Annotated in this window: 12 protein-coding genes and 1 pseudogene; 4 read left to right on the top strand and 9 right to left on the bottom strand. The window is 64.6% G+C overall.

The features are described 5' to 3' along the window. Positions 1-52 precede the first annotated feature (52 nt). Both LJ655_RS02115 and LJ655_RS02110 read right to left on the bottom strand, forming a co-directional pair. Positions 53-1,342, bottom strand: a complete 1,290-nt coding sequence (locus LJ655_RS02115) for an NAD(P)/FAD-dependent oxidoreductase (RefSeq protein ID WP_230559601.1) — start codon at positions 1,340-1,342, stop codon at positions 53-55. 106 nt (positions 1,343-1,448) lie between these two features. Then, a complete protein-coding gene (locus tag LJ655_RS02110) occupies positions 1,449-2,381 on the bottom strand; it encodes a dihydrodipicolinate synthase family protein (RefSeq protein ID WP_230559600.1) in 933 nt (310 codons plus the stop codon). Between the two features lie 119 nt (positions 2,382-2,500). Here LJ655_RS02110 and LJ655_RS02105 point away from each other — a divergent pair, with 119 nt between their 5' ends. Then, entirely contained in the window at positions 2,501-3,436 is a 936-nt protein-coding gene (locus tag LJ655_RS02105) for a LysR family transcriptional regulator (protein ID WP_230559599.1), read from the top strand. 326 nt (positions 3,437-3,762) lie between these two features. Then, positions 3,763-6,876: a transglycosylase domain-containing protein gene (locus LJ655_RS02100; protein ID WP_230559598.1), complete on the top strand. Its 3,114-nt coding sequence runs from the start codon at positions 3,763-3,765 to the stop codon at positions 6,874-6,876. A 33-nt stretch (positions 6,877-6,909) separates the two neighbouring features. Here LJ655_RS02100 and LJ655_RS02095 read toward each other — a convergent pair whose 3' ends face one another. The 7 genes and pseudogenes from LJ655_RS02095 to LJ655_RS02065 all read right to left on the bottom strand — a co-directional run bounded on the left by LJ655_RS02095 (position 6,910) and on the right by LJ655_RS02065 (position 13,212). After that, positions 6,910-8,151: an ROK family transcriptional regulator gene (locus tag LJ655_RS02095; RefSeq protein ID WP_230559597.1), complete on the bottom strand. Its 1,242-nt coding sequence runs from the start codon at positions 8,149-8,151 to the stop codon at positions 6,910-6,912. Between the two features lie 42 nt (positions 8,152-8,193). Continuing rightward, positions 8,194-8,997 (bottom strand): ATP-binding cassette domain-containing protein, encoded by an 804-nt coding sequence (locus LJ655_RS02090; protein WP_230559596.1) that lies wholly within the window; start codon positions 8,995-8,997, stop codon positions 8,194-8,196. A gap of 20 nt (positions 8,998-9,017) precedes the next feature. Beyond that, positions 9,018-10,007 (bottom strand): ABC transporter permease, encoded by a 990-nt coding sequence (locus tag LJ655_RS02085; RefSeq protein WP_230559595.1) that lies wholly within the window; start codon positions 10,005-10,007, stop codon positions 9,018-9,020. 97 nt (positions 10,008-10,104) lie between these two features. After that, positions 10,105-11,106, bottom strand: a complete 1,002-nt coding sequence (locus LJ655_RS02080; protein ID WP_230559594.1) for a sugar ABC transporter substrate-binding protein — start codon at positions 11,104-11,106, stop codon at positions 10,105-10,107. 489 nt (positions 11,107-11,595) lie between these two features. Beyond that, on the bottom strand, positions 11,596-11,862 hold the full coding sequence (locus LJ655_RS02075; RefSeq protein WP_230559593.1) for a hypothetical protein: 267 nt from the start codon (positions 11,860-11,862) through the stop codon (positions 11,596-11,598). Further along, a pseudogene (locus LJ655_RS02070) lies at positions 11,843-11,977 on the bottom strand (DUF2778 domain-containing protein); the annotation flags it as partial. The gene LJ655_RS02075 and the pseudogene LJ655_RS02070, both read right to left, overlap by 20 nt. A 191-nt stretch (positions 11,978-12,168) precedes the next feature. Beyond that, positions 12,169-13,212, bottom strand: a complete 1,044-nt coding sequence (locus LJ655_RS02065; RefSeq protein WP_230559592.1) for a LacI family DNA-binding transcriptional regulator — start codon at positions 13,210-13,212, stop codon at positions 12,169-12,171. A gap of 193 nt (positions 13,213-13,405) precedes the next feature. Here LJ655_RS02065 and LJ655_RS02060 point away from each other — a divergent pair, with 193 nt between their 5' ends. Then, complete coding sequence (locus tag LJ655_RS02060) at positions 13,406-14,572, top strand: ABC transporter ATP-binding protein (protein ID WP_230559591.1); 1,167 nt, start codon at positions 13,406-13,408, stop codon at positions 14,570-14,572. Between the two features lie 20 nt (positions 14,573-14,592). Next, complete coding sequence (locus tag LJ655_RS02055) at positions 14,593-16,569, top strand: beta-galactosidase (RefSeq protein ID WP_230559590.1); 1,977 nt, start codon at positions 14,593-14,595, stop codon at positions 16,567-16,569. The last annotated feature ends 40 nt before the right edge of the window (positions 16,570-16,609 follow it).

The following is a 16,609-nucleotide window of genomic DNA, read 5'->3' as shown; positions in this document are numbered from 1 at the left end:
TGGCGCGGGTCTCAGGCGTCGGTGAAGGCATTCGACGGGACTCGCGCGACGCTTACGCCACCGGGCGTGCGGGCCGGCGGCGCGTGGCGAGCGCGTCGCGTGTTTGCATCGCGGTGTACGTGAGTTGCGCAGCCGCGAGGCCGAGCGCGCCGTAGGTGCGCGTGAGGCCGAAGGTTGCGAATGCGTCGGGCACGGGTCGTTCACCGGAGATCGCCGCGGCCAGCAGTTCCCCCGACACCGTGGTCGGCGCCATGCCGTGTCCGCCGAAACCGACCGCGTACCAGACGCCGTCCTCGCTGCGGCCGATCTGCGGCATTTTGTGCCGCGCGTAGCTCATCAGGCCGCCCCATGCGTGCCCGATGCGGATGTCACGCAATTGCGGATAGACCCTCAGCAGGTCGTGTCGCAACAAACGTGCGATCGCTTCTGGCTCGCGCTCGCGCACCGAGATGCGCCCGCCCCACAGGATGCGCGTGTCCGGCAGCGGCCGGTAGTAGTCGAACGCGAAGCGGGTGTCGTAGATCGCGGCGCGCGTGGCAATGACGTCGTGCAAGCGGTCGCCGAGCGGCTCGGTCGCCATCACGTAGGTGGCGATCGGCAGCACCGCGCGCTCGACGCGCGCGTACACGTTGCGTGCATAGCCGCCGCCGGCCATTACGACGTGGCGCGCGTCGAGCGCACCCTGCGGTGTTTCGGCGACGAAGCCCGCGCCGTTGCTCCGCAAGCTCACGACCGGCGAACGCTCGTGTATCGTCACGCCGGCCTGCGCAGCCGCCGCGGCGACGCCGACAACGTATTTGAGCGGATGAAAATGGAACGCGTTGCGCTCGAACAGTCCACCGTGATAGCGGCTCGTCTTCAGTTGCGCGGCGAGTGCATCGGCCGCGATCGGTTCCCAGTCCACGCCGAACGAATCGCGCATCAGACGGCGTTGTGCTTCGAGACGCGCGGGTTCGTCGAACCAGTTCGCGAGAATCACGCCGGCGTCGGTCGCGTCGCAATCGATCCGGTAGCGCGCAATGCGCTTGCGCATCAGGTCGACGGCGTCGGTGGTCAGCGTATAGAGTTCGCGCGCGCGAGTCGGACCGAGCGTTTTCAGCAGGTCCGCGCAATCGAGGCTGTAGCCGCCGAACACGAAGCCGCCGTTGCGGCCCGATGCACCGAAGCCGACCTGCTGCGCTTCGAGCACGACCACGTCTTCGACACCGCGCTCGGCAAGTCCCAACGCGGTGGACAGTCCCGCGAGCCCGCCGCCGATGATGCAGACGTGCGCGCTGCGCCGGCCGCTGAGCGGCACGTAGGTGGAGGAGCGGGTGACGGTGGCTTCGTAGAAGCTTTGCATGGGGCGCGGGCCTATGGACTGGCCCTAGCGTAGCGGCAATCGTGTGCCGCCGTCCAGCCGGCGTGCGTCGGCACGCCGGCTGGCGCTCCGCTGCGCTTCGAGGTGCTTATCGGCCCCAGCGCAACACGAGCGGATCGAGCCGGCGCGCGATCTTCAACAACCCTTCGCGTGTCGCCGGATGCATCTGCGGCAGCGGATGACGCACCGCGTCCGAGCGGATCACGCCGCCTTCCTTCATCAGCGCCTTGCACGATGCGAGGCCGCCCTGGCGATTCTCGTAGTTGATCAGCGGCAGCCACTGCTGATAGTGCGCGGCGGCGCCCTCGGTATCGCCGGCCGCGTAAGCATCGACGATGAGGCGGATGCCGTCCGCATACCCGCCGCCCGTCATCGAGCCGGTCGCGCCCGCATCGAGATCGGCCATCAGCGTGATCGCTTCTTCACCGTCCCAAGGGCCGATGATCGCGTCGCCGCCGAGTTCGATCAGCTCGCGCAGCTTGTTCGCCGCCTGCGGCGTTTCGATCTTGAAGTACGACACGTTGTCGATCTCGCGTGCCATGCGGGCGAGGAACGGCGCGGACAACGGCGTACCGCTGACGGGCGCGTCCTGGATCATGATCGGAATCCGGATGGCATCGGACACCGTACGATAGAACTCATAGATGCCGCGCTCGCCGATGCGGATCGTCGCGCCGTGATACGGCGGCATGACCATCACCATCGCGGCGCCAGCGGCCTGCGCGGCGCGGCTGCGCTCCGCGCACTGGTACGAGCTGAAGTGAGTGGTCGTGACGATCACCGGCACGCGGCCCGCGACGTGTTCGAGCGCGAGGTGCATCAGCGTGTTGCGCTCGTCGTCGGACAGCGCGAACTGCTCGGAGAAGTTCGCGAGAATGCACAAACCATTCGAGCCGGCATCGATCATGAAATCGAGGCAGCGCTTCTGGCCTTCGAGGTCGAGGCGGCCGGCGTCGTCGAAGATGGTCGGCACGACGGGGAAGACGCCACGCAGGGCGGGGGAAAGTGACGGTTGGGTCATGGCGATGTCGTTGTGTCCGCGCTGGGATGGCGGGTTGCTGCTGACTATACGGCGCGAGGCCTCATTGGTATATTGAATTGTTTCCATATCGTGATCGCTTTTGCGACTCACCTGACCCAATGAAAGACACGCTCAACGTCCTGCTATCGAAGCTGCGGATGAAGCAGCTGCACTTGCTGATCGCGCTCGACGATCATAAATCGCTGCACAAGGCCGCCGGCGTGATGGCGATGACGCAATCGGCGGCAAGCAAGGCGCTGCAGGAACTCGAATCGATGCTCGACGCGCCGCTTTTCGAGCGCTCGAAAAGCGGCATGATCCCGAACCAGCTCGGCCATTGCGTGATCCGTTATGCGCGCGTCGTGACGTCAGACCTCACCGCGCTTTGTCAGGACGTCGCCGAAATACGTTCGGGGCGCGGCGGGCGCCTCGCGCTCGGCGCGATCATGGGCGCGATTCCCGACTGCGTGGTGCCCGCGCTGAATCAGCTGCATGCGGCGCAACCGGGCCTGGCGATCGAAGTGGTGGAAGACACCAGCGCGCGGATGCTCGCGCAGCTCGACGACGGCCGGCTCGATCTGGTGGTGGGCCGCGCGGCGGTCGCGGCCGATCCGTCGAAGTATCACTATCGTCCGCTCGGAGACGAGCCGCTGGCGGTGGTGGTCGGCTATCAGCATGCACCGTTGCCGCGCCGCGAGATGACGCTGCGCGACCTCGCCGGACATCGCTGGGTCATGTATCCGTCACATATGCCGCTGCATGCGCTGCTCGAACGCGAGATGGATCTCGCCGGTCTCGAGATGCCCGACAATCCGATTTCAACGGCTTCCACGTTCGTGACGGTCGCGCTGCTGCAAAGCGGCGCGGGGCTCGTCTCCCTGCTGCCGAGCGCGATTGCGGAGCCGTTCGTGCGGCACAGGATGCTGCGCATCGTGCCGGTCAGGCTCAAATCACCATCGCAGACTTTCGGCATCGTGACGCGCAAGGGCGGCGTGCTGTCGCCTCCGGCCGAACGGTTCATTTCGCTGTTGAGCGCGCAAGCACAGAGGGACTAGGCGAAAAGCGTGCACTCAAACGTGCGTGGACTCACTTGAAACGCAATCCATCCGATTGCCGGCAAAAACTCCAGCAAATCGGTGCCTGAACTGCGACAATACATGCCAGAAACGCCAAAACCGCCGGAATCGGCGGTTATGTCTTCGTGCGAAAAGCGTTCAATATCTCACGCCAGTTCGCGTTTTGTCATCCGACGCCGGCAGGTGTTGTAGCCGCGACACTGGCGGGCGCATCTGGACCGATGACGGCTTCCCGTTCCGAGCTACACTACTTCGAATGAAGTGAGCCAGGTCCCGCACCCTGGCCATCGCTCGGGGAGAGCACCATGAATCGGCCACCGCTTCGGTTTCCGCTTCGCGCGACCAGCACCGTGCCTGTGCGGAGCTGGCGTTGGCTCAAATGGGGGCTGGCCGCGCTCGTGCTGCTCGCGGTGGCGCTGGTCGCGCGCCTCGTGCAAATCGAAATCGAGACTTCGCGGCTGCAGGCGCACTACCTTTCCGAACTGACCCGCGACGTCGGTTTTTCCGTCGCCGACGGCCCCAGCCCTTCCATCCGTTTCCCGCAAGCCGACAAGGGTCCGTACGACGCCCGCCTCGGCTACGCGCTGTTGCCTGCTATCCAGCAGCGTCTGTTGCAGCGCGGTTTCGAAATCAGCTCGCAGGCGCGCGATTCTGAAAGGATGCTATCCCTCGCCGATGACGGCCTGTTTCTGCCTTACGACGAGAAAGACACAGCGGGCCTGAAACTTTTCGACGGCACCGGCGCGCCGCTTTACAGCGCGCGGTTTCCGGGCCGTGTATATGACAGCTTCGACGCGATTCCGCCGCTCATCGTGAATTCTCTGCTGTTCATCGAAGACCGCTATCTGCTCGATCCGAATCAGCCCAACCGCAATCCGGCGATCGACTGGGGGCGCTTCAGCCGCGCGCTCGTCGACCAGGGTGCGCGCGTATTCAACCGTCATCAGCAGACGCCGGGCGGCAGCACGCTCGCGACGCAGATCGAAAAATTCCGTCACTCCGCGGGCGGCCGCACCGCGACGCCGCCGGAAAAGCTGCGGCAAATCGCGTCCGCATCGGTGCGCGCATATCTGAACGGACCGCAGACGCTGGCCGCACGCGAACAGATCGTGGTCCACTATCTGAACTCGGTGCCGCTCGCCGCCCAGCCGGGCGTGGGCGAGATCAACGGGATCGGCGATGGTCTTGCCGCCTGGTACGGGCGCGATTTCCGCGAGACCAACCGGTTGCTGAAGGCGCCGTCCACCGAGGCGAATCTGGCCGAGCAGGGTGTCGCGTTTCGGGAAGTGCTGTCGCTGATGATCGCGCAGCGCGCGCCGTCATTTTTTTTGCAGCGCGGCTATCCCGAACTGGAACGGCTGACCGACAGCTACACGCGGCTGCTTGCGAGCGGCGGGGTGATTTCGGCACAGTTGCGCGATGCTGCGCTTGCGGCCCGTGTCGAGCTGTATCGCGCGCCGCGCAGCACCCCGGAAATCGCTTCGTTCGTGTCACGCAAGGCCGTCACGTCGATGCGCTCGCATCTGCTCGCCGCGCTCGGCGTGCGCAGCTTCTATGAACTGGACCGCCTCGACGTGCAGGCGCAAGGCACGCTGAACAATGACGTGCAACAGGCCGTTGCCGAGCGGCTCGCGGCCGCCGCGACGAAAGACGGTGCGAAGGCGGCGGGCATCGTCGGTTACGAAATGCTGCGCGGCTCCGACGATCCGTCGCATATCGCGTACAGCTTCACGCTGTTCGAGCGGCGCGGCGACGCGAACCTCATGCGCGTGCAGACCGACAGCGTGAACCAGCCGTTCGACATCAATTCGGGCGCGCGCCTGAATCTCGGCTCGACCGCGAAACTGCGCACCGTCATCACGTATCTGCAAATCATCACCGACCTGCACACCCGTTACGCCTCCCTAAGCAATGCCGAGCTGAAGGCGATCACGCCCGATCCAAACGATCAGCTGACGCACTGGGCGATCGACTATCTGCTGCATACGCGCGATCATTCGCTCCAGCCGATGCTCGATGCGGCCATCGAGCGTAAATACTCCGCAAGCCCGGGCGAGACGTTCTATACGGGCGGCGGCGCGCAGACCTTCACGAACTTCGAGTCCGACGACAACAGCCGCATCCTGACCGTGCATCGCGCGTTCCAGCATTCGGTGAACCTCGTGTTCGTGCGGTTGATGCGCGACATCGTGCACTATGAAATGGTGCAGACCACCGGGCCGTCGTCGCAATGGCTCGGCGATCCGGCGATCCGCAAGATGTACCTGACGCGTTTCGCCGATCAGGAAAGCCGCGTGTACATGAAGCGCTTCTACACGAAGTACCACGGCAAGACGCCCGATCAGCAGATCACGCTATTGCTGCTCGGCGTGCGCAAGACACCGCCGAAAGTGGCGACCGCGTTGCGCAGCGTCGCGCCGGATGGTTCGAACGCCTGGTTCAACAAGTTGATGTACGCGGCGCTGAAGAACACGCCGGCCAATACGATGCTCGACGACCAGGACCTGGCGAATCTGTACGACAAGTACGGCATCAACCGCTTCAACCTGAACGACCGGGGCTACATCTCGGGCGTGCATCCGCTCGAACTGTGGACGCTGAACTATCTGCGCTCGCATCCCGACCCGACGCTCGCGCAGATCGAAAGCGCAAGCCAGGACGTGCGCCTGTCCACCTACTCGTGGCTCTTCAAGACGCGCTATCACGTCACTCAGGATCACCGCATCAAACGCATGGTCGAACTGCGCGCCTTCGATGCAATCGGAAAATCGTGGCAGGCGCTCGGCTATCCGTTCGCGTCGCTGACGCCGTCGTATGCGGCGGCGATCGGTGCCTCGGGTGATCGTCCGGCGGCGCTCGCGCAACTGATCGGCGTGATCGCGAACGGCGGCAACAAGGTCCCGACCGAAACGCTGACGCAAATCGACTTTGCGAAAGACACGCCGTACGAAACCCATTTCAGACGCGCGGTGGTCGCGCCGCAGCAGCAGGTGTCGCCGGAAATCGCCGGTGAAGTGAAGATGCTGTTGCGCGACGTCGTGACGGGCGGCACCGCGAGGCGTCTCGCGCAAGGCGTGACGTTCCCGAACGGCGAAACGCTCACCGTCTACGGCAAGACCGGCACCGGCGATCAGCGCCTGAACGTGTACGCGAAGGGCGCGCGCCTGATCGAGTCACGCAAGGTGAATCGCAGCGCGACCTTCGTGTTCGCGCTCGGCGACCGCTTCTACGGCACGCTGACCGCATGGGTGCATGAGCCGTATGCCGCGCGTTACGACTTCACGAGTGCGCTGGCGGTGCAGTTGCTGAAGTCGATGGCCCCGGCGTTGCAGCCGTTGCTCGATAAGCCGGTCGAGAACACCGTGGCGGTGCCGGCGGAATCGAAGCCCGTGGCGACGAAGGTTGCCGCCGCGAAGTGAATCGATGTATTTCCAACATCGCAAGTTGCACGCTCACCGCCCGTCATAACCCGCCTCCGCCGCCGGCTTCAGAAACAGCTCATGGACCGGCGCGAAATGCGCATACAGCGGCAGAATCGCACCGCCCATCGCGCGGGCATCGGCGCCGATCGCCCCTTCGAGCAATTGCGGTCGCACCATGCCTTCCCATTCGAAACGGTCGAGCACGCGCTCGGTGCGGCGGATGATCTCGCGCAGCAACATCCGGTCGAACTCGCCGTCGATCACGACAGCTTCGAGATCGAGCAACGCGGCTGCATTCGTTAGCGCGTTGGCGATCGCGGGGCACGCGCTGTCGAGCCATTGCTCGGTATGCCGCCACAATTCGGGCGACAGCGCGCGATGATCGTGCGCGGCGGCGGCCGGTGCGTGCGCATCGCTGAAAAGCTGCTCCAGGACGAAGCCCGATGCCGCGTGCAGTAGCTGCCGCGCGGGTTTGCGCGCGCTGCCTTCGCGCAGCGGAATAGAACCGACTGCGCCCGCGTTGTCGTGCGGACCCCCATGCAGGCGGCCGTCGATCACGAGACCTCCGCCGATGAACGTGCCGACGAACAGATACAGGAAGTTGTGAATGCCACGGCCCTGGCCCATGACGAGTTCAGCCGCGCAAGCGGCCGTGGTGTCTTTGGCGAACTCGACGGGCAGGCCGGTCATCGTCGCGATGCGCGCGCGCAGATCGATGTCGTTCCATGCGTCGAGCGCGTCGGGCGGCGCGCCGAGAAAATCGCGCCAGCCGCCGAGCCACAGCGGCGCCGCGACCCCCACGCCGACCAGCTTGCCGGCCTTCGCGCCGAGCGTCTCGTTCACGCGCGCGAGTTTGCTTTCGAGCGCGGGAAACAGCGTACGCGGATCGGGATACGCGTACTCGAACACGTCGCGGCACACGACACGCCCGCCGAAGTCCATCGCGAGCACGTCGAGACTGCGGCGTCCGACCTTGATGCCGATCGTGTAGGCGCCGTCCGCGCACAACGCGATCGGCACCGACGGCTGGCCGATCCGGCCGCGCACGCGCGCCTGCTTTTCGAGCAGACCGTCGGCGATCAGCCGGTCGACGATCATCGACACCGTCTGCATCGAAAGACGCGTGAGACGGCCGACTTCGGCCTTGGGCAGCGGTCCATGCAGGCGGATCGTCTGCAGCACGATGCGCTCGTTGAATTGCCGCATGCCGACCTGGTTCGAGCCGACCGTGCGCTTGACGGGCGCGCGCGGGCTGATGCTGGAGGTGTCCATCGTCGTTTATCGGCCTCGTGACTCAGCGGATTGAGCGGCGCGTCATGCGATCGCCTTCACGTCGGCTTCCTTCGCGCCGGTCATGATGGCGACGGCTTCCGACATGTGCACGTCCTTCGTCTTGACGAGCGCCGCGCGCCTGCCGAGCCGCTGGATATGAATGCGGTCGGCGACCTCGAACACGTGCGGCATGTTGTGGCTGATGAGAATCACCGGCAGGCCGCGGTCGCGCACGCGCCGGATCAACTCGAGCACCATGTTGCCTTCCTTCACGCCGAGCGCGGCGGTGGGTTCGTCCAGAATCACCACATGGCGCGCGAACGCCGCGCTGCGTGCCACGGCGACGCCCTGGCGCTGGCCGCCGGACAACGTCTCCACTGCCTGACGCATCGAGCGGATGCCGATCTGCAGGTCCTTCATGGCCGCGGTCGCCTCCTCCAGCATGCGGCGCTTGTCGATCATCTTGAAGAGCGAGCCACGCCAGCCCGGCTTCAGCAATTCGCGGGCAAGAAACAGGTTTTCGGCGATGCTCATCGCCGGCGCGACCGCGAGCTCCTGGTACACGGTCTCGATGCCATGCGCGCGCGCATCGAGCGGACTGCGGAACTTGACCGGCTTGCCGTCGAGCAGAATCTCGCCTTCGTCGGGCACCGTCGCGCCCGAGAGCGCCTTGATCAACGACGATTTGCCCGCGCCGTTGTCGCCGATCACCGCGAGGATTTCGCCGGGCAGCACTTCGAAGTCGCAACCGTCGAGCGCGGTCACGTTGCCATAACGTTTGGTGAGTCCGCGCGCCTGCAGAACCGGCATGGCGGGGGTAGAGGAGGTGGAAGTCGAGGTCGACATGACAAGGCTCCTGTGCGGGCTCAACGGCCGCGATGCGAGAGTTTATCGGCGGCGACCGCGAGAATCACGAGTATGCCGGTGATCAATACCTGGTAGACCGAGGAGACGCCGATCAGTGTGAGGCCGTTGCGGAATACGCCGACGATCAGCGCGCCGAGTAAAGTGCCGACGATCGATCCACGTCCGCCGAACAGACTCGTGCCGCCGAGCACGACCGCGGTGATGCTGTCGAGGTTCTCGGTCTGCCCGGCCTGCGGATCGCCGACGCCGGTGCGGGCCACCGACAACAGCGCAGCGATGCCATAGATCGCGCCGGCGAGCGTGTAGACGGTCAGCAGAATCCGCTGCGACGACAGGCCCATGAGCCGCGCGGCTTCGGCGTTGTTGCCGAGCGCGTACAGATGGCGGCCCGGCACCGTGTCGCGCAGCACGAACCACGTGGCCAGATACATCAGCAGCGTCAGCACGGTGCCGTAGGTGACTTCCGCCGGTCCGATGCTGAACGTGTTGCCGAAGAACATGATCGCGTCGGGCAGGTTCGACACGCTTTCCGCGTTCGAGTAGATCTGCGTGAGCGCAAATGCGATGTTCAGCGTGCCGAGCGTGACGATGAACGCGGGCAGTTTGATACGCGTGATAAGCAGACCGTTCAGTAGCCCGAACAAAGTGCTCGCGCCGACGCCGCAAAGAATCGCGAGGACCGGGGGCACGCCGAGCACCACCGCGAACTTGGTCATGATGATCGAGCCGAAGGCCATCACCATGCCGCAGGACAGATCGATGCCACCGGTGAGCACGATCAGTGTCTGGCCGATCGCGATGACCGCGACGACCATCGTCTGTTGCAGGATCAGCGACAGATTCTGGAACGATAGAAAGCGATTGCTCTGCGAGATAAAGAAAGCGCAGGCCAGTACCAGCGCGATCAGCGGTCCGGCTTCGGACAGCGACGGCAGGTGCTCGGTGAAAGAAGGGCGCGGGCGGCCGGCGGGCGCGGAGGGAGTCGACATGATGGCAGTCCTCGATACATGAGCGTGACGTGAAGGTCACGCGGCAATTCAGATGGCGGCCCGGTACGATGCGCAACGGGCCGCTGTGCGATGCGCGTTACTTGCCCCAGCAGTTGTCGAGGCCGAACTTCGTATCCTTGCTGTCGACGCCGGACATCGGCTTGTCGGTGATCAGCGTGACGCCGGTGTCGTGATAGCCGGAGACCTTCTTGCCGGTTTTCGCGTAGTCGACGCCCGCCGTGACGCCGAGCGCGGCCATCTTCAGCGGATACTGCTGCGAGGTCGCCGCGATCGCGCCGGCCTGCACGTTGCGCACGCCTTCGCAACCGCCGTCGATCGACACGATCATCACGCCCTTGTCCTTGCCCGCTGCCTTCAGCGCGCGATACGCGCCGGCCGCGGCCGGTTCGTTGATCGTGTAGACCACGTTGATATCGGGCGCTTTCTGCAGGCAGTTCTCCATCGCCGTCTGGCCTTTCGCCTGATCGCCGCGCGTGTCCTGGCTGCAGACGATCGACGGATCGCCCTCCTTCACGCCGAAGCCCTCGAGGAAGCCGTTGTGACGCAACACGCCGACCGACACGCCCGGCGCGAGATCGAGCGTGGCGATCTTCGCGGGCTTGCCGTTCATCGCGGCCTTGGCGTATTTGCCGATCAGCACGCCGGCCTTGAAGTTGTCGGTGGCGAACAGGGCGTCGGTCGCGTCTTGCGGATCGGTCGGCGTATCGAGGGCGACGACCATCACGCCGGCCGCGCGCGCCTTCTTGATGCTCGGCACGATCGCCTTGGTGTCGCTCGGCGTGATCAGAATCGCTTTCGCGCCGGCCGTCATCATGTTCTCGATTGCGGTCACCTGGCTCGCGTTGTCGCCGTCGAACTTGCCGGCGGCCGTGATCAGCTTGGCGCCGTCTTTCGACGCAGCCCCATCCGCGCCCTGACGCATCTTGACGAAGAAGGGATTCGTATCGGTCTTCGTGATCAGGCCGATGACGGGCTGGTCGGCGGCATGACTGGCGCTCGCGCACCACACCGCCGCTGTCGCGGCGCACATCGACACGATTGCCCTGGCGACAGGACGCCTGCGGGAATTCAGATTCATGGGACGCTCCTCCGGTTATTTTGCAACGACGTTGGGACTGCAGATGAATGGCGACTGCGAGGCTGCGGGCTCGACGTTTGGCGATGACGCTTCGATCCGATGTGGCGCGAAGGGAATCGCCTAAATCACTTTGGTTGATTTAGTACAGCAGGCGCGTGGCCGCTCGTCAAGGGAATGTGAACAGCGAAAAAATTGCCGCGCAAGTGGCGGGGCGAGGCCGGGAGGCTTGTGGGATAAGGCTTTGATGCCGTGTTGCGGTGCGTGCCGACTTGCCTCGGGTTGGGGAAAGTCCTGGCTCGGATGTAAGTTATTTGAAACTTAAACGATGAGTTTTTGGGCGCAATTCGCGACACGTACCAGCGCGTTGCGGAACAGTGCTCGCTCGACTTGACGGAACGCGAACCTGACGGAGAGGTGCGTACGTTTGCATGTCATCGCTCTGGTCAAATAAGACCGCATCGGAATGAATGCGGCCTGGATCGCTGCTCGTCAAGCACGTGTTTTTTTGCGTTGGTAATGCCGCCATAGCCTCACGATCACCGCATAGGCAAGCGCCGCGACGAACAGTTCGACAGTCAGCCACATCACGAAATACAAGTCGTCCGGATCGGGGACACCGAGCCAATCCGAAGCACGCCACCATGCACGCGCTTCGCCTGCGGTCCACTCATTGGATAGCGGCAGATAGCGAACTGACACGAGACACAACCCGATAAACAGCGCGGCCTTGAATAGACTACGGGCAGGTGTTGCCATTCGTGATGACCTCAATTGTTCCGTATGCGTTAAGTCCCGAACAGCCGGCAGGAATAGTATGGGTATGCAGCAACGCCGAACGGATTTTCAGGAAATCCGTTCGGCTCGGCAGGGTGTCAACTATCTTGGCGATTTTACAGGCGCCATCCAATTCGCGACGGAATGCAACGTCAGTCTTTCTGGTGGAAGCAGTCCAGAAGGTGACTGCAACCGGTGCCCAAGCGTTTCTCATTGAAGTTCTCAACGTTAGTGACGTACTCCGCATTCTCTGCAAACCCGTTTTCCCTGCAGTCGGTTCGCAGGACATCAACGCGAACGCGGCGCCGCGGTCGAAGCCCGCACGACCAGTTTCGGTTCGGACGAAACCCGCATCGGCACGGGAGCCGTCACGTCCCGCACGTCCCGTCCCGCCTGTCCGTACGACGTCTCGATCAACTCGCGCAGCAGTTCCACGGCAAGCCCGGCGACCTCGACCGTCGGCACCGCCACCGTCGTCAGCGCGGGGCGTGACTCTCGCGCGAGCTGGATGTCGGTGATGCCGATCACGGACAGATCGTCCGGCACGCGCAGGCCGAGGTCCGCGATCGCGTGCATCGCGCCTAGCGCGGGCAAGTCGTTGGTGGCGAAGATCGCGCTCGGTTGCGGATCGGCTTCAAGCAGCGCGCGCGCCGCGAGATAGCCGCCCTGGATCGTGTCGGCCGCATGCCGCACGCGATTCTTCGTCACGCCGGCCGCGCGCAATGCGTCGACGAAACCTTCGTAGCGCGCCGCGTGAATGCCCGACGCCTTGCTGCCGACGATCGCGCCAAAGCGCCGATGCCCGAGTTCGAGCAGGTGCTCGCCGGCCAGTTTGCCGGCCAGCCGGAAATCGACTGCGACGCACGGCAGCCCCGGTGGTTCGGTGGGCCGCTCCCACATGCACAGCACGACTGGCGTGCCGCGCGCTTCGGTCTTGCGCAGGTCGGCGAAATCGAGGTTCGCGTTCGTCACGAGCACGCCTTCGGACAAGGTGCCGGCGATCTGGTCGAGGTACGCGCGGCCGGTCAGCGGATCTTCGTTCGTGTTGCAGATGATCACGAAGTGTCCGCTCGCGCGGGCAGCGCGTTCGACCGCGAGTGCGAACTCCGGATAGAACGGATTCGCGATGCTCGACACCATCAGCGCGAGCGTCGGCGCGCGACCCTCGGCGAGTGCGCGCGCGGCGAGGTGGGGGCGGTAGCCGAGCGCCGCGACCGCGTCGAGCACGCGTTGCCGGGTCGTTTCGCCAACGCGGCCGCGCTTGCGCAGCACGTTGGACACCGTGGCTGGAGTGACGCCTGCGTGACGTGCTACTTCGCTGAGTGTGGGCATGAGATGGCCAATATTTGGGATGGCTGTCCGGCATTTGCATCGCGGCGCGAGGCGCGGCAAGATCTGTCGTCGAACCAACGTACAAAACGATATCGGAGACAGACCCAACGATCGCCTTGCGATCGATTTTTTCGGTCGCGCTGATTAAGCGCTTAATCTCCGACTTCGCCGATTAAATCACGGAGTCGATGCAATGGCGAGCATTTCATTACGAGGCGTGCAGAAGGCGTACGGCGATGGTGCGCCGGTGATTCGCAACGTCGATCTGGAGATTGGCGAGAACGAGTTCTGTGTATTTCTCGGACCGTCGGGTTGCGGCAAGTCCACGCTGCTGCGCATGATCGCCGGGCTGGAGGATCTGACCGACGGCGACCTGTCGATCGGCGGCAAGATCGTCAACGACGTGCCGGCCGCGCAACGCGGCGTCGCGATGGTGTTCCAGAGCTATGCGTTGTTTCCGCACATGAGCGTGTTCGAGAACATGGCGTTCGGCCTGAAACTCGCGAAGACGCCGAAGGATGAAATCGATCGCAAGGTGCGTGAAGCCGCGCGCATCCTGCAACTCGAGGCACTGCTCGAACGCAAACCGAAGGCGCTGTCGGGCGGGCAACGGCAGCGCGTCGCAATCGGCCGCGCCATCGTGCGCGAGCCCGGCGTGTTTCTGTTCGACGAACCGCTGTCCAATCTCGATGCAACCTTGCGCGGACAGACGCGCGTGGAAATCGCGCGCCTGCATAAGCAGTTTGCGAAAGCGAGCGTGGTCTACGTGACGCACGATCAGATCGAAGCGATGACGCTCGCCGACAAGATCGTGCTGCTGCATGCGGGCAAGGATACCGAGCGCTACGGCAGCATCGCGCAGATCGGCGCGCCGCTCGATCTGTATCACCGCCCGAAGAGCCGCTTCGTGGCGGGCTTCATCGGCTCGCCGCGAATGAATTTCCTGCCGGGAAAGGTGGCCTCACTCGATGCCCAGGGCGTGCTCGTCACGCTCGATCACACCGGCGAAAACGTGCGCGTACCGGTGAGCGGCGCGGGGTTGCAGTCTGCGCAGCCGGTCACGCTCGGCGTGCGTCCCGAGCATCTCGAGTTCGCCGATGCATCGGCAACCACGCACGCGGCGAGTTCACAGGACGGCGTGCTCGCACGCACCGTCTCGCTCGTCGAGCAGCTTGGCGAACACAGCTACGTGCACCTCGATCAACCCGGCGGCGCCGCGCTGATCGCCAAGGCGCCGGGCAACACCCGCCTCGCGCCTGGTGATCGCGCGAGCCTGCGGGTGCCGCGCACGGCCTGCCATCTGTTTACCGAAGACGGCTTTGCGGCCGCGTCGCTCGAATCCGTCGAACACTACGCTTGAAGAACATTGGGGACATAGGGATGCGTATTGGAGTCTGTTATTACCCGGAGCACTGGCCCGAGTCGATGTGGGAAGACGACGCGCGCCGAATGAAGACACTCGGCATCGAGCAGGTGCGGATCGCGGAATTCGCCTGGAGCCGGATCGAGCCGACGCCCGGCGAATACGATTGGGGCTGGCTCGATCGCGCAGTCGATGTACTCGGCGCGGCTGGCCTCGCGGTGGTCATGTGCACGCCGACCGCGACGCCGCCGAAGTGGCTGATCGATCGTCATCCGGACATCCTCGCGGTCGGCGCCGATGGACGTCCGCGCGGGTTCGGCTCGCGGCGTCATTACGACTTCTCGTCACCCGCATATTTCGAAGCATCGAGGCGCATCTGCGCCGCGGTGGCCGAGCGCTACGGCAAGCATCCGGCGGTCGCGTACTGGCAGACCGATAACGAATTCGGCTGCCACCACACGGTGGTCAGCTATTCGCCCGCGGCGCTCGTGCGGTTTCGCGAGTGGCTCAAGGCGCGTTATCACACGATCCAGGCGCTCAACGAGGCCTGGGGCACCGTATTCTGGAGCATGGAGTATCGCAGCTTCGACGAAATCGACGCCCCCGTCGGCACCGTGACCGAAGCGCATCCGTCGCATCGGCTCGATTACCGGCGCTTCGCGTCCGACGAAGTGGCGCGCTACAACCGCATGCAGGTCGAGATCATCCGCGCACATTCGCCGGGGCGGCCCGTCGCGCACAACTTCATGCAGCTGTTCACCGAGTTCGATCATTACAAGGTCGCGACCGATCTCGACGTCGCGGCGTGGGACAGCTATCCGCTCGGCGCGCTCGAAGAGCAGTGGTTCGCGCCGGACATCAAGGCGCGCTGGTTGCGCAGCGGTCATCCGGATTTCGCGTCGTTCAATCACGACGTGTACCGCGGCATGTCGAAGCTGCCGTTCTGGGTCATGGAGCAGCAGCCGGGACCGGTGAACTGGGCGCAGTGGAATCCCGCGCCGCTGCCGGGCATGGTGCGGCTGTGGAGTTGGGAGGCGTTCGCTCACGGCGCGGGCTGTGTGTCGTATTTCCGCTGGCGCCAGGCGCCGTTCGCGCAGGAGCAGATGCATGCGGGCCTCAATACGCCCGACAACCGGCTCGATGTCGGCGGAAAGGAGGCCTCGCAGGTGGCGTCCGACATTCGCACGGTGCTCGCCGCCGATGCCGGCGCGAATGCGGCCATCCGCTCGAAAGTCGCGCTCGTCTACGACTACGAAGCGAAGTGGTTGTTCGAGATTCATCCGCAGGGCGCGGACTTTCACTATCCGCGTTTCGCGTTCGAGTACTACTCGGCGTTGCGCGCGCTCGGACTGGACGTCGACGTCGTGCCGGCCGACGCATCGTTCGATGGCTATAGCCTCGTCGTCGTGCCGCCGCTGCCGGTCGTGCCCGACGACTTCGCCGGGCGCCTCGCACGCTCGGGCGCGCAGGTGGTGTTCGGTCCGCGTACCGGATCGAAGACGCGCGACCTGCGGATTCCGGCGAATCTGCCGCCTGGCGCGTTGACGTCGGTGCTACCGCTGCGCGTGTGGCGCGTCGAGTCGCTGCGGCCGAACGTGACGGAGGCGGTGGTGCTCGATCAGAAAAGCGGTGCGGCCGATGGTGTCGCCCGTCACTGGCGCGATCTGATCGACAGCGATGCGTCGCCGGCGCTCGAAGTGCGCGCGCGTTTCGCGGACGGTCATCCGGCATACGTGCAAAGCGGCGCGTTCCACTACTTCGCGAGCCTGTTCGACGACGCGCTGACGGTGCATCTGTTCGCGCGAATCGCACGGGAAGCGGGCCTCGAAACCCAGGCGCTCGGCGACAGCGTGCGCATCAGCCGGCGCGGCGCGCTGACCTACGTGTTCAACTATGGCGATCAAGACCACACGCTCGACAACATTCCCGACGACGCATTCGTGATAGGTTCTCGCGAGGTGGCGCCGCAAGGTGTAGCGATCTATCGCTCGTAATAGAAGTCCGGCCGTAGCAACTCCACGCAGTCGTTCAAAA

The organism is Paraburkholderia translucens (assembly GCF_020881035.1).
In the GTDB taxonomy this organism is placed as follows: domain Bacteria; phylum Pseudomonadota; class Gammaproteobacteria; order Burkholderiales; family Burkholderiaceae; genus Paraburkholderia; species Paraburkholderia translucens.
Note: the sequence above shows the minus strand (reverse complement) of the source record. Positions and strands in the feature narration are given on the sequence as shown.